This window comes from Sorangium sp. So ce590, from assembly GCF_051521365.1.
In the GTDB taxonomy this organism is placed as follows: domain Bacteria; phylum Myxococcota_A; class Polyangia; order Polyangiales; family Polyangiaceae; genus Sorangium.
The window spans coordinates 1,835,647-1,855,718 of the sequence record NZ_CP150346.1; the positions used below are offsets into that span (position 1 = coordinate 1,835,647).

The 20,072-nt window shown below is 71.5% G+C and carries 16 protein-coding genes and 1 pseudogene; 11 read left to right on the forward strand and 6 right to left on the reverse strand.

The annotated features are described in order from the left end of the window. Window positions 1–45: 45 nt before the first annotated feature. Entirely contained in the window at window positions 46–1,140 is a 1,095-nt protein-coding gene (locus WMF28_RS06805) for a hypothetical protein (RefSeq protein WP_437601253.1), read from the forward strand. A gap of 173 nt (window positions 1,141–1,313) precedes the next feature. Here the strand turns inward: WMF28_RS06805 and WMF28_RS06810 are convergent, their stop codons facing one another. Together WMF28_RS06810 and WMF28_RS06815 are read right to left on the reverse strand one after the other, a co-directional pair. Beyond that, window positions 1,314–3,344, reverse strand: coding sequence for a bifunctional serine/threonine-protein kinase/formylglycine-generating enzyme family protein (locus tag WMF28_RS06810; protein WP_437601254.1), 2,031 nt, complete (start codon window positions 3,342–3,344; stop codon window positions 1,314–1,316). Window positions 3,345–3,507: 163 nt separating this feature from the next. Further along, window positions 3,508–4,626 carry a hypothetical protein gene (locus WMF28_RS06815; protein WP_437601255.1) on the reverse strand — a complete coding sequence of 373 codons (1,119 nt, stop codon included), beginning with the start codon at window positions 4,624–4,626 and terminating at the stop codon, window positions 3,508–3,510. Between the two features lie 449 nt (window positions 4,627–5,075). On the opposite strand from WMF28_RS06815, the gene WMF28_RS06820 reads away from it, so the two are divergent. The 10 genes from WMF28_RS06820 to WMF28_RS06865 all read left to right on the forward strand — a co-directional run bounded on the left by WMF28_RS06820 (window position 5,076) and on the right by WMF28_RS06865 (window position 16,486). Beyond that, complete coding sequence (locus tag WMF28_RS06820) at window positions 5,076–6,290, forward strand: DNA polymerase IV (RefSeq protein ID WP_437601256.1); 1,215 nt, start codon at window positions 5,076–5,078, stop codon at window positions 6,288–6,290. Between the two features lie 27 nt (window positions 6,291–6,317). Then, window positions 6,318–7,571, forward strand: coding sequence for an outer membrane protein assembly factor BamB family protein (locus tag WMF28_RS06825; protein ID WP_437601258.1), 1,254 nt, complete (start codon window positions 6,318–6,320; stop codon window positions 7,569–7,571). 37 nt (window positions 7,572–7,608) lie between these two features. Then, window positions 7,609–8,154, forward strand: a complete 546-nt coding sequence (locus WMF28_RS06830; RefSeq protein ID WP_437601260.1) for a dihydrofolate reductase family protein — start codon at window positions 7,609–7,611, stop codon at window positions 8,152–8,154. A gap of 177 nt (window positions 8,155–8,331) precedes the next feature. Continuing rightward, window positions 8,332–9,519: an MFS transporter gene (locus WMF28_RS06835; RefSeq protein WP_437601262.1), complete on the forward strand. Its 1,188-nt coding sequence runs from the start codon at window positions 8,332–8,334 to the stop codon at window positions 9,517–9,519. 96 nt (window positions 9,520–9,615) lie between these two features. Then, entirely contained in the window at window positions 9,616–10,086 is a 471-nt protein-coding gene (locus tag WMF28_RS06840) for a hypothetical protein (RefSeq protein ID WP_437601263.1), read from the forward strand. Window positions 10,087–10,453: 367 nt separating this feature from the next. Next, a complete protein-coding gene (locus tag WMF28_RS06845) occupies window positions 10,454–11,602 on the forward strand; it encodes a hypothetical protein (RefSeq protein WP_437601264.1) in 1,149 nt (382 codons plus the stop codon). Window positions 11,603–11,805: 203 nt separating this feature from the next. After that, window positions 11,806–13,392, forward strand: coding sequence for an SNF2-related protein (locus tag WMF28_RS06850; RefSeq protein ID WP_437601266.1), 1,587 nt, complete (start codon window positions 11,806–11,808; stop codon window positions 13,390–13,392). A gap of 425 nt (window positions 13,393–13,817) precedes the next feature. Then, the gene (locus tag WMF28_RS06855) at window positions 13,818–14,927 is read left to right on the forward strand and encodes a hypothetical protein (RefSeq protein ID WP_437601268.1); all 1,110 of its coding nucleotides are present in this window, start codon (window positions 13,818–13,820) and stop codon (window positions 14,925–14,927) included. Window positions 14,928–15,216: 289 nt separating this feature from the next. Beyond that, a complete protein-coding gene (locus WMF28_RS06860) occupies window positions 15,217–16,077 on the forward strand; it encodes a HipA family kinase (RefSeq protein ID WP_437601269.1) in 861 nt (286 codons plus the stop codon). Further along, on the forward strand, window positions 16,058–16,486 hold the full coding sequence (locus tag WMF28_RS06865; protein ID WP_437601270.1) for a DUF3037 domain-containing protein: 429 nt from the start codon (window positions 16,058–16,060) through the stop codon (window positions 16,484–16,486). Before WMF28_RS06860 ends, WMF28_RS06865 begins: the two co-directional genes overlap by 20 nt. 35 nt (window positions 16,487–16,521) lie before the next feature. Here WMF28_RS06865 and WMF28_RS06870 read toward each other — a convergent pair. From WMF28_RS06870 to WMF28_RS06885, 4 genes and pseudogenes are all read right to left on the reverse strand, one after another. Further along, window positions 16,522–16,644, reverse strand: a pseudogene (locus WMF28_RS06870) (prolyl oligopeptidase family serine peptidase); the annotation flags it as partial. 131 nt (window positions 16,645–16,775) lie between these two features. Then, window positions 16,776–17,699 (reverse strand): DUF808 domain-containing protein, encoded by a 924-nt coding sequence (locus tag WMF28_RS06875; RefSeq protein ID WP_437601272.1) that lies wholly within the window; start codon window positions 17,697–17,699, stop codon window positions 16,776–16,778. A 415-nt stretch (window positions 17,700–18,114) separates the two neighbouring features. Beyond that, window positions 18,115–19,038 carry a ribosome biogenesis GTPase YlqF gene (ylqF, locus tag WMF28_RS06880; protein WP_437601273.1) on the reverse strand — a complete coding sequence of 308 codons (924 nt, stop codon included), beginning with the start codon at window positions 19,036–19,038 and terminating at the stop codon, window positions 18,115–18,117. Window positions 19,039–19,067: 29 nt separating this feature from the next. Further along, window positions 19,068–19,787 carry a DsbA family oxidoreductase gene (locus WMF28_RS06885; protein ID WP_437601274.1) on the reverse strand — a complete coding sequence of 240 codons (720 nt, stop codon included), beginning with the start codon at window positions 19,785–19,787 and terminating at the stop codon, window positions 19,068–19,070. Window positions 19,788–20,072: the final 285 nt, after the last annotated feature.

Here is a 20,072-nt window from a genome sequence, read left to right on the forward strand (position 1 = left end):
CGCGACGGGGTTCGGATACCTCCTGAAATTTCAAGAGGACCACAGGTGAGCTTCATTACGCTGCCATATTCATCGGGCAACCGTCCGCCTCTTTATATTCGGCCTCGCGCCATCGAATTTTTGTTGCAGGAGGAGAAGGGGACGCTCCTCAATGACCTCCATGGACGACGTTACCTGGAAAGTCGCTCGATCGAATCCTTGTTGAGCGTCATCCAAGGGGATGAGCCATTCGTGGAAGTTCCATTCTTGAAGAGCTCGATGCGTGTGTGTGGATACATTCGCCTCGGCGCGATTGAGTACATTACGGCTGTTGGCGGCGCGACGAGGGTGCACACTTCAAGCGATCGGGATTACATGGCCGCAGAGTCGCCGAGCGAGTTGGTGGCCAGATTTCCCGACGAGATGTTCGATTGCATGCGCGGCGGCGAGGAACAGGTCGTTTATTTTCGGCGCGATCGATTGCTTGGAGTATCTCCCCTTGAATGTTCGTCCACCTATGTCTACACATTCGACAGCCGGGAGCATGTGTACAGCGACCAGTTCGATCCGAATTGGGTAATGGGCATGACGGTCGCTCAGATCGAAGACGAACGAGCGTTTTTCCGGGCGAACCGGATAAAAGGCTTCCGGGTGGACCAGGGTGGAAATGTTGAATTGCACGGGGCAGTCAAGCTTGCAGGCCTGTCGGCTGAGGCTGTGCTGAAAGTGTGTCCGATCGCGCGTCCGGTGTCTTTTGCGCAATGCGCCGCCGGGCAAGGCGGGGCGGAATATAGATACGATTGGGTGTTGGATCGGGACGCAATCGATGCGATCGTTCCGAGAAACCCTGGGTTGGGCTTGGACACCCGTGTCGGTACCCCATTTTTAGGTCTCGACACGGTCGATCCGATCGACGAGCTTATAGCTCAGCTTGACTTGACGTCGTTTATTCGATTGGCCCGAAGCTCGGACGGGCGCGGCCCGAACGTTCCATCGGACTACAACAGACGGCATCCGTGGGCCTACTATCGTCCGGAATCTGTTCTGGCCATGGAAGCGGGAGTCCATGGGACAGCAATCGCGACGAGGACCAGTTCGCATATCGTCGATGAAGCACCGGAAGAAATTCTGCGTTCTTGTGTTGAGCCAGGGGTGCGATAGGGTGCTCTGCTCTTGGTGAAGGCAATGGGGGGGTGTCGATTGGATTCACTGCTTCGGCCGAGCCTGCGGGCCTGATTCAAGGGCCGCTATCGCAAGCTGCTCAATCCTTGTAGCACTGGCCAGGTGGGTGCAGCCTGCCGCAGATGTCCTGGCAGGATCTCTGACCCGCAGAACTAAGGGGCCTTGGCGCAGCGGAAGCCGATGCTCCAGCCGCGCGCCGTGGGAGCGCTCGGGCGGCGGTGGGCGGAGCGCACGTACTGGCTCTCGACCGTGTCCCACCCGCCGCCGCGGAGCACGCGGCGGGAGTCGTCGCAGTCGTCCCTGTCGTAGGGGCAATAATGGCTGTCGGTCCACTCCCAGACGTTGCCGGCCAGGTCCAGGACGCCGGCGGGCGATCTCCCTGCCGGCGATCGTCCGACGGGGGCCGTCGCCGGGGCCGCGTCGCCGTCGTTGTACATGCGAGGCCACGGGCCCTTGCCCACCTTCTCTAGCCGCTCCGTCAGCATCCCGCTGCACTCCGGCCCGCAGGCGTTGAGGCGCTCGCCCGAGGGAGGCGAGTCGCCCCAGGGGTAGGTCCATGCGTCGTTGCCGCGCGCCGCGAGCTCCCACTCTGCCTCGGTGGGCAGCCGCTTGCCGGAGGCGGCGCAGTACGCCTTCGCCTGGTACCAGTCGACGCAGTTGATGGGGTGGTCCGGCGCGTCGGGGCCGTTGCAGAACTGGCTCCAGAAGGCGCGGCCGTTCGGCGTGAGCCCCTCCGACTCGACGGTTCGCCGCGGGCGCTCACAGGCCTCGCAGTCCGAGTAGGCCTTCACCGTGACCTCGGTGACGTCGAGACAGAACGCCTTCACGGTCACGCCGTGCCGCGGCGTCTCGTCGCTCGGCGTCTCCGCGTCGGCGACGGAGCCCATCTGGAGCTCGGCGTCCTCGATGAGGACCATGCCGCCCGGGCAGCCGCCCGACGCGGCCGGCGGCGGGCGCAGGAAGAGGTACACCCCCGCGCCCGCCGCGCACGCGGCGGCGAGCGGCACGGCGCGCCGGAGGCGGGGCGCGCGCGCGCCCGAGGGGCCCCGCGCCGCGGGCCGCTTCGCGCCGGGCGGGTGGAGCGCGGTGTGACCGGCCGCGGAGTCGGCGGCGGAGCCCGCCGTCGCAGGGGCGCCCGCAGGCGCGCCCGATGCAGCGAGCGCGCCCGATGCAGCGAGCGCGCCCGAGGTCGCGGGCTCTCTCGCGAGCTCACCCGCGCCGTGGGGGGCGCCCCGGAGATCGACCGGCGCGGCCATCGTCGTGGCGAACGCTGCGGGGTGATGGCGGTCAGCGGGCGCGTCGACCTCCACGAACGGCGCCTCCAGGGCGAGGAAGGCCTCGACCATCTCGCGCGCCGACTTGAAGCGGCTGCTCGGATCGACGGAGAGCGCCTTGGCGAACCAGTCGTCGATCGACGCCGGCAGGTCCGGCCTCTGCTCGGTGACGGGGCGGAACTTCCCCTTCAGGACCGCCGCGCCCACGGCGACGAACGAGCTGCCCTGGAACGGCTGCGCGCCGGTCAACGTCTCGTAGAGGACGACGCCGAGCGACCAGAGATCCGAGCGGAGATCGACGTCCTTGCTCCCCTCGAGCTGCTCGGGGCTCATGTAAGGGGCCGATCCGATCACCATCCCGGTCTCGGTGAGCGCGGGGTTCGCCGCCGGCGCCGCCGCGTCGCCCGCCATCTTCGCGACGCCGAAGTCGAGCACCTTGACGAAGAGCGGGTATCCTTTGCCCCCCTCCGTGATGAAGACGTTGTGGGGCTTGATGTCGCGGTGCACGATGCCGCGCTCGTGGGCGCTCTCGAGCGCGCTCCCCACCTGCCGCGCGAGCGACCTCGCGGTGGCGAAGCTGAGGCGGCCGCCGCGCTCGAGGAGCTCGGCGAGCGAGAACCCGCGCAGGAGCTCCATCACGAGGTACGGCACGGCGCCGTCGACGGCCCCGTAATCCATGACCTGCACGACGTGCGGGTGCGCGATCCGCGCCGTGGCCCTCGCCTCCCGGTGGAAACGCGCGACGAGGGCAGGGCTCTCCGCAACCCGCTCGGGGCGGATGAACTTCACCGCGACGTCGGTGTCGAGGGCGAGGTGCCGCGCCGCCCACACGACCCCCATCCCGCCCTGCCCGAGAGGCCTCAGCAGGTGCAGCTTGTCCGCGATGACGGCGTCGGGTCGGAGCTCCACGATGACCGGGCGATGGTACCACCGGCGCGCCGGCGGCTGCACCGCGGCCGGCGGGAGCCTGCCGTCACCTGGGGATCAGCGCACATGGCGGTCGAGGGGCGTGTCTACTCGCAGCCACCGGGGTAGATTCGCAGCTGGGAGCGGCGTCGGTCGGAGCGCCGCCTCAGTTCGTGTCCAGCTCGCAGACCGGGAAGCCGCCCTCCTCCAGCTCGCAGCTCGTGCCGACCGCGCACGGAAAGATCTCGATCCCCATCCGCGGCGAACAGACCCGCTCGGCGGACACGCCTTCCTCGGTGACGACGCAGTCGCCGGCCTCGGGCACGGACGAGCAGTCGTACGGCGTGGAGTTCGGCCGGAACCAGCAGCGCGGACGCGCGCCGGGGCCCTCCGCGCAGGCGGCGTACGCGGCGTCCGCCTCGACCGTGGGATCGATCTCGACAAGGCGCGCGTACGGCGGGACGAGACCGGGGATGTCGGCGCCGGGGTTTCGCACCGGGCACAGGGCGCCGGCGAAGATGGTGTCCACGCGGCACTGAGCCGCCATGTTGTTGACGTTGGTGCCCGTCAGGACCCTCGTCGACGGCGTGTCGGTCGATGCCGGCGTCCGGCCGAGCCAGACGCCGAAGTCGTTGGCGACCGCCGCGAGGCGGTAGCAGAGATCGCGCTCCGCGTCGCTCGCCCATACGCCGTCGCAGCGGGCTTTGGTCGCCGGCGACACCCGCGTCCGGTACGTGCTGTTCTCGTCGATGTCATCGCCCCAGATCCGGGCAAGGCAGTCCTTCGATGCGAAGTAGTCGGCCTGGCCCTCGGATGCGCTCACCGTGCCGAACTGGCCTTCCGCGAGCCCGTCCACCTGGGTGCGCTGCGGCGGACCGTCCTTGAACGGGAAGCCGCCAAGCGCGTGGCCCACCTCGTGGCAGCCGATGAATGTCGCGAGGTCGCGCGTGAGGCCGGCCCGGAAGAAGTCGGTCCCCACGACGATGTTCCAGGTGCGATCCGCGGCGATATCGATGTGCGTTGACGAGCCCATGACGCGTACGGTGAACTGCGCCGCGTGGGCCTGCGCGTCAGCGGCATAAGCTGCCGCGACGCCTTCGACGATGAGCTTCACCTCCGACTCTGACACAGGCTCATCACCGGCCAGCGCCATGACCGGCGCCTCGACCCCATCCAGATCCTCTCCCAGGCCTTCCGCAGGGGGGCTCGAGCACCCCATGATTGCGCTCGTGGCGATCGCCACGGCGAGGAAGGTTTCTGCACTCCGCATACCAACAACGACCATGATGCTCCTTTCGCCGCGCATGCTGCGCGGAACGGTGCGCGCCAACTGCAGCTCGCATGACGAGCGCCGCACCCGCTGCGGGACCACGACACAGGACAACTCCGTCAGAGCCAGATACGACTTTCTCATGGAGTCATCCCCCCTGCGTGCGAGGCACGGAGCGCCTCGACAGGAATGGCCGACGGCGGGCTCGACCCTCGAGGCCCGGCTGGGCCCTGCGTCGCTGCTCGGTTGCCTTGTGGATGCCGGCGCCCCCGGTCGTCCTTCGCTCGAATCGCGCGGGACGGCGTCGTTTTCTTGCTGCGTCGACCGGGATCTCGAGAAGCGGCGCGGTGCGCGCGCGGACGCTGCTGCGGAGGCGGCGCGGCGCGCCGTGAGGGATCAGGCGGCGGCTGGCCGTCGGGGCGGTTGATCCCGGCGCGCTCCCGGGGTGCGATCGCTCCCCCGCGATGCGCCAGATCCTCCACATCGACATGGACGCGTTCTTCGCGTCGGTCGAGCAGCTCGACGACCCGTCGCTGCGGGGCCGCCCGGTCCTCGTCGGCGGCGCCTCGCGGCGCGGCGTCGTCGCGGCCGCCTCGTACGAGGCGCGCCCCTCCGGCGCCCGCTCGGCGATGCCGATGGCCGAGGCGATCCGCCGCTGCCCGCAGGCGGTCGTCGTGCCCGTGCGGCACGCCCGCTACGCCGAGGTGAGCGCGCAGGTCTTCGGGATCTTCCGCCGCTTCACGCCGCTCGTCGAGGGGCTGTCGCTCGACGAGGCGTTCCTCGACGTGACCGCGAGCCGCGCGCTCTTCGGCGAGGGCGCGGCGATCGCGGCGCAGATCAAGCGCGCGATCCAGGGCGAGCTCGGGCTCACGGCCTCGGCCGGGGTCGCGTCGTGCAAGTTCGCCGCGAAGATCGCGAGCGATCTGCAGAAGCCCGACGGCCTCGTCGTGGTCCCCGAGGACGTCGCCGCCTTCCTCGCGCCGCTGCCGCTCGAGCGCATGTGGGGCGTGGGCCCGCGCGCGGCCGAGCGCCTCCGCGCGGCGGGGCTCGCGACCGTCGGCGACCTCGCGCGCTGCCCGGCGCCGCGCCTGCACGAGCTCCTCGGCCCGGCGTGGGGCGAGCACGTCCGGCTCCTCGCGGCCGGCGTCGACGACCGCGCGGTCGTCCCGGGCCGCGAGGCGGAGTCGATCGGCGCGGAGGAGACGGTCGAGGAGGACCTCCTGGGCAGGGAGGCGATCGAGCGCTGGCTGCTCGAGCTGTCGGGCCGCGTGGCGCGGCGGCTGCTCAAGGCGGGCCTGTCCTGCCGCGCGGTGGCGGTGAAGCTCAAGTACTCGGACTTCACGCTGCGGACGCGCCAGACCCGGCTGTCCGAGCCGGTCGGGGACACCGACTCGATCTACGCGTGCGCGCGGGGGCTGCTCTCGAGGTTCGACCTCTCGCGACCGGTGCGGCTCGTCGGCATCGCCGCGGGCGACCTGACGCGCCAGACCGGCGGCCCGACCCTGAGCCTGTTCCCCGTCGCCTCCGAGCGCCGCCGTCGGCTAGAGGGCGTCGTGGCGGAGGTGGCCGAGCGCTTCGGCGGGAAGGGGCTGACCCGCGCGGCCCTCCTGGATCGTGCGCCCGCCGACCCGCGCGGCGCGGTCCCCGGCGGGCGCAGGATCGCGCGAGAGAAGAAATAGACGGCGGAGCTCGTGTAGAGTTGGACGATGGCAAGGATCGTCGACACCCGATGCCCGCGATGCGGCGCCCCGCTGCCGGTTCAGCCGGCGATGGACGCCGCCACCTGCCAGTACTGCGGCGCGCGGTCGCTGATCGATCGCGGCAGGAAGCCGACCACCGCGCCGGTCCCGCAGGGCATGCACGTCGTCCGGATCGCCCCGCCATCCGGCAACGTCGCGGCGTTCACCGTGATGGGGACCGTCGTCTCCATGGTCGTGGCCGGCGTGGTCGCCGGCGTCGTCGCGTTGCGCACGCCGGGGGCGTCCGGCGCCGGGGCGCGGCCTCTGAGCGGCATCGGGCCCAAAACGCACTTCAAGGACCGGCCGATGCTCGCCGACGTCAACGGCGACGGGGCGCCGGACGTGATCGGCAAGAGCGCCATTCCCGGCGGGGAGGAGTGGATCGCGGCCTACGACGGGCGCGACGGGAAGCAGGTGTGGAAGACGGCGGTCCTCACCAAGGACGCGACCGGCCACGAGGCGCGGCGCGCGGTCGTCCTCGATCGGGTGATCTCGATCGACGGGCTGGGCAAGGCGCAAGCCTACGATCTGCGCACCGGGACGCCGTCGTGGTCGGCGTCGCTCGGCGAGAAGCCGAGGCGGGTGTGCGAGGGCAACGGCGTGATCGTCGTCGAGACGGTCGACGACGCGAAGCACGGGCTGGAGCCGGCGAGCGGAAAGCGGCGCGAGCTCGCGAAGGACGCGGCCTGCAAGCCGGTCCCGAGCTCGAACGCCGGCGAGGCGCCCGGCTATCGGCTCGTCAGCTGGTCCGATTTCGACAAGCTCGGGCTGCCCCGGCTGCACGACGTCGAGGGGATGTCGGCGCATAGCGCGCTCGTCCCGAGCGGGCCCGGGCCGCGGTTCCTGCTCGGCCGCCGCAGCAAGGGCAGCCAGGTCAAGATGGTGGCCGCGGTCGACAAGAAGAAGGTCCTCTGGAAGGACGTGGTGCCCGGCGTCGATCCGCTCACCACGAAGGCGTCGGGGACCGAGGAGGCGGCCTACGAGGGCGGGCTCCTCGTCGTCCCTTACGACATGAACGATCACAGCCAGGGGACGCGCCTCGCCTGCTTCGACGGCGCCGCCGGCAAGCGGCTGTGGGACGTGCAGGTCCACAAGAAGTCGCAGGTCTCGTCGGGGATCTCGGTCTCGGCGAACGACGTCTTCTTCGCCAGCTGGACGGCGGTCTACGTGATCTCGCTGAAGACAGGGCAGCTCAGGTACATGATCGGGACCGAGTTCTAGCGGGAGCGAGGCTGGTTTCGAGGACGAGAGGATTCGAGTGAGAAAGATCATATACGACGTCGCGGTGACGCTCGACGGTTTCGTGTCGCACGAGGACGGCTCGGTCGACGGTTTCCTGATGGAGGGGGAGCACGCTGCCGAGTACGCCGAGCGCCTGAAGGGCTACGGCACCGTCTTGATGGGGAGAAAGACGTACGAGTGGGGCTATCCCTTCGGGCTCGTCCCGGGGAAGCGGGCCTACCCGCACATGGAACACCACATCTTCTCGAAGACGCTGCGCTTCGACGAGAATGCGGAGGTCCGGGTCGTCGATCGCGACGAGGTCGCGGTCGTCGAGGGGCTGAAGGCGGTCGACGGCGCGGACATCTATCTCTGCGGCGGCGGCGCCTTCGCCGGCTTTCTCCTGGATCGCGGGCTCATCGACCGGCTGATCCTCAAGGTGAATCCCATCCTCTTCGGCCATGGGGTCAGGCTCTTTGGCGGCAGCACCAGGAAGGTCGAGCTGGCGCTCGTCGGCTCGAAGCCGTACGCGAACGGCGTCCAGCTCCTGAAGTACGACGTGAAATACGGGCGCGCGGCATAAGGAACGCCCGCGACGCCGAAGCGGGTCGGGAGCTCCGCGCCATCCCCGCGTCACCCCGGTGCTTCCCTCGTCTCGCGATCACGGTAGGCCCGAGGAGAGGCTGTTCGTCGCGCGGCGCGGGGCCCCGCCGCTCGAGCACGCGGCGCCCTCGACGGCGTAAGCTCGCGCCCTCCTGTCATGTCGCCCGTCCAGCGGAACCCCTGGCTCATCTGCGCCTACTACGGCGTGCATTCGTTGATGTTCCCGGCGGCCATCTTTCCGCTGTTCTGGACCAAGGACATCGGCATGAGCGTGGCCACGATGATGAGCGTGCAGGCCTCGTTCAGCCTGAGCATCGCGCTCTTCGAGTTCCCCTCCGGCTACATCGCCGACCGCCTCGGCCATCGCCGCGCGCTCGTGCTCGGCTCGTGCAGCATCTTGCTCGGCTGGCTGGTCTACGCGCTCGCGCACGCGCTCTGGTCGGTGCTGCTCGCCGAGCTCGTGCTCGGCGTCGGGTTCTCGCTCGTCTCGGGGGCGGACTCCGCGCTGCTCTACGACTCGCTCCGCGAGCAGGGCAGGGAGCACGAGTTCGCCCGCTGGTACGGCCGCATGCGCTCGATCGCGCAGATCGCCTCGGGGAGCTCCGCCCTCATCGCGGGCTTCCTGTACGCGCGCTGGTCTCGCCTGCCGTTCCTGCTCGAGGTCGTGGCCTGGGTGCTCGCCCTCGGGATCGCCCTCCGGTTCGGCGAGACCCAGCGCGCGCAGCCGAAGGTCGAGGACCACCTCGGCCGCATGCGCGCGATCGTGCGCGACGCGCTGTTCGAGCGCGCCGACTTCCGCGCGGTGCTGCTGCTCGGGGTCGTGTTCGCGCTCGCGTCGTATCTGCCCACCTGGCTCATGGCCCTGTACGCCACCGAGGCCGGCGCCGAGGTCACGTGGATAGGCCCCATGTGGGCCATCGCGAGCTTCACCACAGCGATCGGCGCGATGCTGAGCGAGCGCGCCGGCCGCCGCCTCGGCATGACGGGGACGCTGCTCGTGTGCGTCGCCCTTGTGGCGGCCGGGTACCTCGGCCTGGCGCTCTCCCATCACGCGCTCGGGTTCGCGTTCTACTTCCTGCTCACGTTCATGCGCGGCCTCCACATGCCGCTGCTCCACCACGCAGAGCAGCGGCTCGCGCCCGACAGCGATCGCGCGAGCTGCGTGTCGCTCCGCAGCTTCCTGTTCCGCCTCGCCTTCGTGCTGCTCGCGCCCGTCGTGGGAATGGGCGTCGATCGCTATGGGCACCGCCCCGTGCTGTGGGTCGCCGGCGCGCTCATGGCGGCGCTCACCCTCGCGGCGTTCTGCCTGTTCCTCGCCCGTGCGGCGCGCCGCGGCGACGGGTGAGCCGGGCGCTGCCCGAGCCGAGCCGCGCCCGGGCGCGAGGCGGGCGGACGCGCGAGGGGCATGAGGCGCGGGCGCCGGAGTGCTACGGCGTCGGTCATGAAGAGCGTTGCGCGAGAGGAAGAGGTGGACCGGTTCATCAAGCTCGTCGGGGCCGAGTCCTGGGAGGTCGCGCACAGGATCGTGGAGGGGCAGTTCGCCGTCCTCCACAACCGCGCCCAGGTGCTCATCGGCCTGTGCGGCATCGTCATCACCACGACCGGCTTCTCGGGCCGCCTCATCGCCGGCACGAGCCGCGCCGCGCAGGGGCTGATCATCGCCGGCGTGGGGATCGTCCTGCTCGCCGCGACGCTGATCGTCTGGGGTGTGCAGCACATCCGCTGGCTCACCCAGCAGCCGGGCAACGACATGCGCAGCTGGCTCCTCGTCTCCCTCGCCTACCGGGATCGCAAGACCACGATCTACCGCGTCGCCATCGCGTTCCTGCTGGCGGGCCTCTCGTTCTATGTCGCGGCGATCGCCCTGATGCTACTCCACCCCACCGCGGCGCCGGCCTCGGGCGGGCGCTGAGCCCTGCGCCTTGACGGGCCCCGTGAACGGCGCCGCCGTCGTCTCGGCGTCATCGCGCCACGGTCGAGCGCCCCTGAGCGCTCGGCCGCCGGCGCCAGAGGCGCGCTGCGCTCCGAGCTCGACTCCACAGGTGGTCTGATGTGGCTGCCGCCCTCGCAGCGTACCCAGCGATCCATGATCGCAAAACGCGCTCGCTGTGCTCCTGACAACGTATTCGATCGTCCTTGCTGTTGAGAAAGCGCTCGGTGCAAGATAATCTCGAGGTTGCGGCGTTGGCTCGGAGGAGCTCGGGTGCGGCGGCAGCCGTTACGGCGAACGGCGGCTTCGGCCGCGCATCCTCGCGGGATAGATCCAAGGAGGGGCTCGGATGAGAACCGTTCATTCTCTGGCAATAACCGGTTTGCTGGTCGGCGCGTTCGCCGTAGCGGGTTGCGGTGACGACGGCGGCTTGGGCAGCGGCGGCGCTGGCGGGAGCCCCTCCAGCTCCAGCACGTCGAGCTTGACAGGCGGGACCGGCAGCTCGAACGGCACGGGAGCTGCCGGCGGCGGCTCGGGTGCAGGCGGCGGTGGGAGCACCGATCCGAACGAGCAGTGCTCCGGTTGCGCGCGGCTCTCCGTGCCGCTCATGAGCGCAGGGCAAGCGACGCAGTTCTTCATCGGGTTCGACGAGCCGGTCGACCTGACCGGCTCCCTCGTCACGTTCCGCGTGAAGGCCCACACCGGCACGAAGGGTGGCCTGCAGCCGTTCGTGCAAAACGGGGCTGACCTGTTCTGGGCGAACATCGGCTATGAATGGAATCCGGTCGCCGGCCTGGGAGAGTGGGTGGACATCACGATCGATGTCGATGCCGCGGCCTCGACGTCTCCCTTCTTCAAGGGAACCGTGGTGGCGTTGCTCGGGCTTCAGGTCACGGCGGGCGACACGGGGCCCTGGGCCAACCCGACCGTCATCTACGTCGATTCCATCACGGTCACGAGGCCCGCGAGCATGAGCGGTGCGCGCGGCGCCGGGAGCCCGAGTGGCGAGCGCGGCGCGGGCGGCGAGGGCGCTGAGGGCGGCGCGAGCGGCGAAGGCGGCGCGGGCGGCACGAGCGGCGCCGGCGGCGAAGGCGGCGCGGGCGGCACGAGCGGCGCCGGCGGCGAAGGCGGCGCGGGCGGCACGAGCGGCGCCGGCGGCGAAGGCGGCGCGGGCGGCACGAGCGGCGCCGGCGGCGAAGGCGGCGCGGGCGGCACGAGCGGCGCCGGCGGCGAAGGCGGCGCGGGTGGCACGAGCGGCGAGGGCGGCGCCGGCGGCGTGGGTGGCGAAGGTGGCGTGGCTGGGGCCGGCGGCGTGGGCGGCGCTGGCGGCGCTGGCGGCGCTGGCGGCGAGGGCGGCGAGGGCGGCGAGGGCGGCGGCCCCGGTGGAGATGTGGTTCATGTGGTGGGCCCGTTCGAGTTCACGACCGGCGTGGAGCCCATGGTGATCGGCGATTATATGCCAGTGGCAGGCTCGACGCTGCTTCACATCGCCGACTGATCGCGCGAGCTCCCGAAGGCGCTCGAGAAGGAGGTCTCGCCTGCGCCTTCACGCCGAATCCTGCGCGTGCGCGCGGCCGCGCTGGTATCAGGGCCGTCATGACGACGATGCGCGCCAAGCGAACGGTCTCGGCCCCGCGTAGAGCCTCCAGCGGGGCCGCTCCAGCGGCCCCTGCTCCGCGCGCGGCGGCGGAGCGAGCCCATGTGCTCGACGTCCCGTTCGCGATGCGCGCGGTCGCGTCCGCGAGCGGCGCGCGCTGGGACGCGGCGCACGGCGTGTTCGTCGTTCGCGCAGAGACGCTCCCGCCGGCCCTCGCGCCGCTCCGCGCCGCGCCGTACTCGTGGGAGCGACGCATCGAGCTCGCGCTCAACGACGACCCCGCGCCCGCGCCGGCCGCCCCCGCCGGCGCGATCGTCCCCCGCCCGCACCAGTTGGACGGCGTGCGGGCCATCGCCGCCGCGAAAGCCGCGAGGCGCGCCGGGTTCCTCCTCGCCGACGACGTCGGCCTCGGCAAGACGATCACCGCCTGGGCAGCGGTCCTCGGGATGCCGGACGTCACGACGGTGCTGATCGTCTGCCCGCTCGCCGTCGTCGCGCACTGGCGCCGCACCGTCCAGGCCATGGGCGACGCAGGCAAGCAGGTCGTGATCATCAACTATGATCGGCTCGGCAAGCTCTTCGAGGTGACCCCGGAGGCGCGGCGAAGGATCCGATCGAAGAAGGGACTGGCGCGCGCCGGCAGCGCCGCGGAGTTCGACGTGGTGATCTGGGACGAGAGCCACCGCTGCAAGAACCCGGCGGCGGCGCGCTCCAAGCTCGCGGTCAAGCTCAACGCACGCGCACGGTTCGTGCTGTGGCTCTCGGCCACCGCGGGGCAGAACCCGCTGGAGCTGTCGTATCTCGCGCCGCTCCTGGCCAGCGCGACCGGGAGCCGCTCCGCGGATCTGAAGGACTTCGAGCAGTGGTGCGCCGACCAGGGGCTCGGGGTCGCGCGCGGCGCCTTCGGCAGGTGGGACTGGCGCGGCGATCCGGCGGACTGCGAGAAGGTGCGAGCCCTCCTGTTCGACGGCCGTCCCGCGGTAGGGATGCGGCGCCGCCCGGAGGACGTGGCTGGCTGGCCCGAGATCAACCGCATCCTCACCCCCCTCGAGCTCGATGCCTCCGCGCGGGAGCTCTACGCGCAGGCCTGGACCGCGTTCCGCCGGGAGATGGAGCTCGTGCCGAAGGGCGCGAACCCGAGGTCGGCGCTCGCCGCGACGCTGCGCCTGCGGCAGAAGAGCTCGCTCATCCGCGTGCCAGGCACCGTGGAGCTCGTGCGTGAGCTGCTCGACAACGGGCATCAGGTCGCGGTCTCCGTCGCGTTCATGGAGACGCTCGAGGCCGTGCAGGCCGCGCTGGCCCGGGAGCGCGTCCCGTGCGCGCTGATCCACGGCGCGCTGCCGGCCGGCGAGAAGGAGGCCGAGCGCCTCCGCTTCCAGCGCGGCGAGCCGCCCGTTGTGCTGTTCACCGTGGAAGAGGGGATCTCGCTCCACCAGGGCGAGCACAACGAGGCGCCGCGCTCGGAGGTGATCCACGATCTGCGGTGGTCGGCCATCCAGATGGCGCAGATCGAGGGCCGCTGTCACCGCGATGGACGCTTTGCGCAGGTCTACTGGGCGTATGCCGACGACACCGTTGAAGAGAAGATCGCCGCGATCGTGTGCCGCAGGATCCAGTCGATGAAGGCGATGGTCGGCGATGATGTCGAGACGATGCACGAGATCGAGCGGTTGCTCGCCGGAGCCGCCTGAGAGGCGCGACTGCACCGAGGCCGTGTTCGCCGCATGCGAGCCAGATTACGAGCGCGCCGTGCTGGCCCTGTTTCAAGAAGCCGGCGCCGTCGAGCTCCACGGCCATCAGCGCCATGTCGTCTCGCCGGACGGTCGGGTCTCCAGGCGGGATCCGAGAGCACCTCGGGCGCGGCCCGCGCAGGCGGCGAAACCGACGATCGATGAGCGTCCGGCGCGCCGAGGGCTGCGTTTCGGAAAAGTCCACCTGCGCCGTTGAGAAAATTCCGGCTTCGGGATAACGTCGCGCCCGCGCGGCGGGTTCGGAGAGAGCTCGGGTACGGCAAGAGCAGGTACGGCGAACGGCGATACTCAGCCGCGCGACCGCGCGTAGGACACATGGAGAGGATGCGATGAGATCAGTACTTTCTTTGGCGCTATGTGGATTTGTGGCCGGCGCGTTCGCGTTGACGGGTTGCGGCGACGACGACGGCGGCGGTAGCGGCGGGGGCACCTCCTCCAGCACGTCGACGAGCGGCTCCGGGGGCTCGACCAGCACGGGGGGCGGCGGCGAAGGCGGCGAAGGCGGCCAAGGCGGCGAGGGCGGCGAGGGCGGCGAGGGCGGCCAAGGCGGCGAGGGCGGCCAAGGCGGCGAGGGCGGCCAAGGCGGCGAGGGCGGCACGAATGAAGGCGGCGGGGGCGGCGCTCCAGACATCGGTCCTGGTCCGGACGAGAGCTGCTCGGGTTGCGCCCGGCTGGCCGTGCCGCTCACCGCGGCCACCACAGGGACGCTGTTCCAGTTCGACTTCCCGGCGCTCGTCGACCTGACCGGCGCCACCGTCACGTTCCGTTTGAAGGCCCACGCCGCCACCGGCGGTGGGGTGCAGACGTTCGTACAGAACGGACAGGACCAGACCTGGGCGGGCGTCCCCTGGGCGTGGACGGACTTCAGCAGTCTGAGCGAGTGGACGGAGCTCACCATTGACGTCGATGCCGCCGCTGCGGCCGCTACGGACCCTCCGAAGTTCGAAAAGGACAAGGTGAGGCGCATCGGCCTCAAGGTCGATGCAGGTAGCGCGGGGCCCTGGGCCAACCCGACCGTGGTCTACGTCGACTCCATCACCGTCACGAGGTCCGGCGGCACGAGCGGCGCTGGCGGCGAGGGCGGCGCCGGTGGCGCGACGGGCGCTGGCGGCGAGGGCGGCGCCGGTGGCGCGACGGGCGCTGGCGGCGAGGGCGGTGCCGGTGGCGCGACGGGCGAGGGCGGCGCCGGTGGCGCGACGGGCGAGGGCGGCGTCGGTGGTACGAGCGGCGAGGGCGGCGCCGGTGGTACGAGCGGCGAGGGCGGCGCCGGTGGCACGAGCGGCGAGGGCGGCGCCGGTGGCACGAGCGGCGAGGGCGGCGCTGGCGGCACGAGCGGCGAGGGCGGCGCCGGTGGCGCGAGCGGCGAGGTCATTCATGTGATCGGTCCGTTCGAGTTCACGGCCGATCTGCAGGGATTGCTGCTCGGTGACTACCAGACCGTGCCTGGCTCGCGGCTGGATCACCTCGGCGAGTGAGCCAGGACGGCCTGCGGCGCTCGTTCTCGCGCAGCTGCGCGGAGCGAGCGCCCGGCCGGCCTCATCGATCATCGAGGGCGCGCGTTCGGGTGCGACCCAGCTCGACCCAGCTTCCCCGTTTCACGTAACGTAAATGCACGCCTGCTGTCGTCGGTGCTGGCCGCGGCGTCGCCTCGCGAGCCGCCGGACCCGCGCGCGGCGGCGACGCGCTGGCATCGAGCGCCGAGATGTCGTCAACTACCGCCGCCTGACCCGAGGGGCGCGGTCCGTCATGGCGCCAAGGTCCCCCATGATCCGAACTGTCCACACGACCCGCTACGTCACCCCGCTCCGCGAGGGCGGGTCGCTGCCGGCCCTCGTCGAGGCCGACGACGACGGGCTCTATGTGCTGAAGTTCCGCGGCGCCGGCCAGGGGCCGAAGGCGCTCATCGCGGAGCTCGTCGCGGGGGAGATCGGGCGCGCGCTCGGGCTGCCGGTGCCGGAGATCGTGCTCATGGAGCTCGACCCCGAGTTCGGGCGCGCCGAGCCGGACCCCGAGCTCTCGGACCTGCTCTCGGTGAGCGCCGGCCTGAACCTCGCCCTCGACTACCTGCCCGGGTCGCTCGCCTTCCATCCGCTCGCCGGCCCGGCGCTCGACCCCGGGCTTGCGGCGGCCGTCGTCTGGTTCGACGCCTTCGTGAGCAACGTGGACCGGACGCCCAAGAACCCCAACCTGCTCCTGTGGCACCGCCGCCTCTGGCTGATCGACCACGGCGCGGCGCTCTACGTCCACCACGCCTGGACCGACGCGACCGATCCGCTCGCCGACGCCCCCGACCGCTTCCCGCTCATCGGGAACCACGTCCTCTTGCCGTTCGCCGGCGACCTCGCCGCGGCCGACGCCGCGCTGAGCGCCCGGCTCACGCCCGAGCGCATCGCGGAGATCGTCGCCGCGATCCCGGACGCGTGGCTTGTCGAGCAGGCGCCCCCGGTCCGGCTCGCCGGAGAGCGGCGCTCGGCGTTCTCGTCCGACCCGGTGGACGAGCCCGGGCCGCAGGCCGCGCCGGTCGCGGAGGCGCGGCGCGCGGCGTATGCCGCCTACCTGACCCGCCGCCTCGCGGCGCCGCGGGGCTTCGTCGAGGAGGCGCTCGATGCTCGAGCCCGGCGCTAGCCCTCCGCCTGCCCGCGCGGGGGCCGACCCCTTCGATTACGCCGTGCTGCGCGTGGTCCCGCGCGTGGAGCGCGGCGAGCGCGTCAACGTCGGGGTGGTCCTCTTCTGCCGCGCCCGGGGCTTCCTCGACGCGCGCCTCGAGCCCGACGAGCGGCGCCTGCTCGCCCTCTGGCCCGATCTCGACCTCGATGCGGTCCGCAACCACCTCGACTTCATCCGCCGCGTCTGCGCCGGCGATCCGGCGTGCGGGTACGTCGCCGGGCTCCCCCAGGCCGAGCGCTTCGGCTGGCTCGTGTCGCCGGCCAGCACCATCGTCCAGCCCTCGCGCGTCCACGTCGGCCTCGGCGCCGACCCGGCCGCGGCCCTCGACAGGCTGCTCGCGGCCCTTGTGCGGCCGGGACAGGGCTGATCACCGCGGCGATGCGGCCCTCCTGTACGCGCCACCCACGCCGCGGCGTCGCGCACGTCGTCGAGGTCGCCGCCGCCCCAGTCGAACCGGTTCGCGAACGCGAACTCGTCGCCGTAGCCCGTCGAGCCGCGGAAATTCGGCGCGATCACCACGTATCCCTGGTTGACGAGGTGCCGGGCGGCGGCCGCTTAAGGGGCGGCGTCCGCCGGCCGTGGCGCGGGCGCTGTGCAGCCGAGGGCGGACGCTGCGACGAGGAGGAGCGAGGCGAGCTCGCGGGTCGTGTTCGGCCTCAGGGGGCGTGCTTGTCGCGGCCGAGCGCCCGCTTCACCGCGGTCACGACGCCCAGCACCACCGCGCCGGCCGCGACACCGACCACGGCGTTCGCCAGCGACGGCACCACAGCGCCGAGCACGGGGCCGACGCCGTGGGTCATGTCCTCGATGCGGTGATGGAGCCACGGCACCCCGTGCGTCAAGATGCCGCCGCCGACAAGGAACATCGCCGCCGTGCCGGCGACCGACAGGCCCTTCATCAGCCAGGGCGCCGCCCTCAGGATGCCGCGGCCCAGCGACTGCTGGACCGGATCGCCCTGGCGGCTCAGGTGGAGGCCGGCGTCGTCGAGCTTGACGATGCCGGCGACCAGGCCGTAGACGCCGACCGTCATGAGCAGGGCGATGCCGGTCAGCACGGCGACCTGCGTGCCGAACGGCGACGCCGCCACGGTGCCCAGCGTGATCGCGATGATCTCGGCCGACAGGATGAAGTCGGTGCGCACCGCGCCCTTGATCTTGTCCTTCTCGAACGCCACGAGGTCGATCTTCGGGTCGGTGAGCGCGTGCACCAGCTCGGCGTGGTGGGCCTCGTCCTCCTGCTCGGAGTGCAGCACCTTGTGCGCGACCTTCTCGAACCCCTCGTAACAGAGGAAGGCGCCGCCGATCATCAGCAGGGGGGTGATGGCCACGGGCACGAAGGCGCTGATCGCCAGCGCCGCCGGCACCAGGATCGCCTTGTTGATCATCGAGCCCTTGGCCACGGCCAGCACGACCGGCAGCTCGCGTTCGGCGGTGACGCCGGTCACCTGCTGCGCGTTCAGCGCGAGGTCGTCGCCCAGCACGCCGGCGGTCTTCTTGGCGGCCACCTTGGTCAGCACGGCCACGTCGTCCAGCACGGTGGCGATGTCGTCGATCAGGGCGAGCAGGCTGCTTCCGGCCATGGAGTGAGGTCCTCGTCGAGTGGATGGGGTGAGGGGCGGGGCGTCGCGGCGGCGCCGCCTGGCGGCCGCCGTGGCCCGCAGGATAGCGGCGCCGGCCGTCGCCGGTCGAAGATCCTAGGCGTTCACGCCGACCGGCGAGCCTAGCATGCGCGGCAGCTCGACGTCGCCGCGCCGCCGCGCCCCGGGCGACGCCGGCCGAGCGCCAGGGCCCGCGCCTCGACGGCGAGGCGGCGGATTGGACACTGTCCAACAGGTTGGAGCGCGCGCTGACAGGATGGACACCCCAGCTTACCCTGATGAGATGTTCGTTCCTGGCTGGAGGGAGCCCTCATGAAGATCGGTATTTGCCTGGTAGCACGCGGGTCGGAAGGCAGCCGTACAAGGTCGCGCATCACCGAGCGCGCCGCGCCGCCGCTCAGGCGCTCTCTTCGATCCCCGAGGGCGACTCCAGCCCCGGCGGCTCTTCCAGGCTGATGCGCCCGAGGCGCCCGGCGCGGAAGTCGTGGACCAGGATGTCCGACGCCTTGTGCAGGTCCACCGACCCGCCGCCGCGCAGGCAGCCGCGGCGGCGGCCGATCTCCTCGATCAGCGCGGCGGCCGTCTCCGGCAGCTCCTTCAGCTTGTAGCGGGCGACGAGCAGCTCGGGATAGCGCCGCAGGAAGTACCCCGCCGCGAAGAGGGCGACGCTCTGGTAATCGATGGCCGTGTCGGGGATCGCCCCGCCCACGGCCAGGCGGAACGAGGCCGCCTCGTCGTCGATCTTCGGCCAGAGGATCCCCGGGTTGTCGGAGATGGCCATGCCGCTCTTCAAGGTGACGAGCTGCTGGCTCTTCGTGACCGCGGGCTCGTCGCCGACCTTGGCCACCTTGCGCTCCATGAGCGTGTTGATGAGCGTCGACTTGCCGACGTTGGGGATCCCCACGATCATGGCCCGCACCACCTTGCCCGGGCCGTTCTTGGGGGGCACGAGGCGCTTGCAGAGCTCCGGGATCCGGCGCCGCGCCTCGGACGACTGGGTCGCGGAGATCGCGATCGCGAGCACCTTGCCGCCGGGCGGCGCCTCACGCGATGTTTCACGTGAGGCCTCACCGAGGAGCGCCGGGGGCTCCTCCTCGAGGTGGCGGAGCCACGCCCGGGTCACGGCCGGGTCCGCCAGATCGCTCTTGTTGAGCACCTTGATGCACGGCTTCCGGCCGCGCAGCTCGGCCACGACGGGGTTCTCGCTGGCCTGCGGCATGCGGGCGTCGAGCACCTCGATGACGATGTCCTGCGACGGCATCGACTCGGCGATCGTGCGCCGAGCCTTGGTCATGTGGCCGGGATACCATTGAATCGACATCGGCCGGCAGCTCTATCACGCCCGGCGGCTCACGCGCACCCGTCCGGGCCGCAGGCCGCTCCCTCGGCGAGCGCGTGGTTGGGCGCGTCGGGCGCGTCGGCCGCCTCGTCCCACGCCCGCTGGAGCACGCCGAGGAGGGCCTCGGCCGGCTGCGCGCCGGAGACGCCGTACCGCCCGCCGATCGCGAAGAAGGGGACGCCCGTGATGCCGATGGCGCGCGCCTCGGCCTCGTCGGCCCGCACCTCGCGCGCGAACGCGTCGCCCGCGAGCGCCTCGCGGACCTCGGCCGGATCGAGCCCCGCCTCGCCGGCGAGGCGCGCGAGCACCTCGGGCTCGCCGATCGCCTCGCCCTCGGTCATGTAGGCCCGGAGCAGCCGCTCCTTCACCGCGTCCTGCACGCCGCGCTCGGCCGCGAGGTGCAGCACGCGGTGCGCGTCGAAGGTGTTGCCGGGCCGGACCTTCTCGAAGTGGAGCTCGAGCCCGTCCGCCGCGGCCACCTCGGTCATCTGCCGGATCATGCCCTCGGCCTTGGCGACGGACGCGCCGTACTTCCTCGCGAGCCGCTCGGCGTAGGGGACCTCCGCGTCCTGGACGCGCTTCGCCGCGGGGTCCAGCTCGAACGCGCGCCAGACGACCTCGACCGCATCCCGGCGCGGGAACCTGGCGAGCGCGGCCTCGAGCCGGCGCTTGCCGACGTAGCACCACGGGCACGCGATGTCGGACCAGACATCGACACGGAGCTTCTTCATGGCGGTCAAGGTAGGGCGCCGCGGCGCCTCCGGCCAGGCGCGTTCGCCGCCGGGGCGGAGGGCGGCCGCGCGGGGGCGACGGCGGGCGGGGCCCGGCTGGCCCCGCGCGTCAGAAATCCCGCCAGGATTTCTGGGACGACGAGGCGGACACGGACGAAATATCAAAAATTTCAATCTGTTATGTCTGATTCGCGGCCGAGTCGCTCGCCGGCGTGGCCCAACGCGGGCCCAACGGGCCGCATGCAGCCACCGGGGCGCCCGCTGCGGGCTGGCCGGCGTGGTCAA

Coding starts and splice junctions, on each gene's coding strand:
- WMF28_RS06835 (WP_437601262.1), top strand. CDS start 8,332: ATGTCGCCCGTCCAGCGGAACCCCTGGCTCATCTGCGCCTACTACGGC.
- WMF28_RS06825 (WP_437601258.1), top strand. CDS start 6,318: ATGGCAAGGATCGTCGACACCCGATGCCCGCGATGCGGCGCCCCGCTG.
- WMF28_RS06875 (WP_437601272.1), bottom strand. CDS start 17,699: ATGGCCGGAAGCAGCCTGCTCGCCCTGATCGACGACATCGCCACCGTG.
- WMF28_RS06885 (WP_437601274.1), bottom strand. CDS start 19,787: ATGAAGAAGCTCCGTGTCGATGTCTGGTCCGACATCGCGTGCCCGTGG.
- WMF28_RS06820 (WP_437601256.1), top strand. CDS start 5,076: ATGCGCCAGATCCTCCACATCGACATGGACGCGTTCTTCGCGTCGGTC.
- WMF28_RS06865 (WP_437601270.1), top strand. CDS start 16,058: ATGCTCGAGCCCGGCGCTAGCCCTCCGCCTGCCCGCGCGGGGGCCGAC.
- WMF28_RS06815 (WP_437601255.1), bottom strand. CDS start 4,626: ATGGTCGTTGTTGGTATGCGGAGTGCAGAAACCTTCCTCGCCGTGGCG.
- ylqF (WP_437601273.1), bottom strand. CDS start 19,038: ATGTCGATTCAATGGTATCCCGGCCACATGACCAAGGCTCGGCGCACG.
- WMF28_RS06840 (WP_437601263.1), top strand. CDS start 9,616: ATGAAGAGCGTTGCGCGAGAGGAAGAGGTGGACCGGTTCATCAAGCTC.
- WMF28_RS06860 (WP_437601269.1), top strand. CDS start 15,217: ATGATCCGAACTGTCCACACGACCCGCTACGTCACCCCGCTCCGCGAG.
- WMF28_RS06845 (WP_437601264.1), top strand. CDS start 10,454: ATGAGAACCGTTCATTCTCTGGCAATAACCGGTTTGCTGGTCGGCGCG.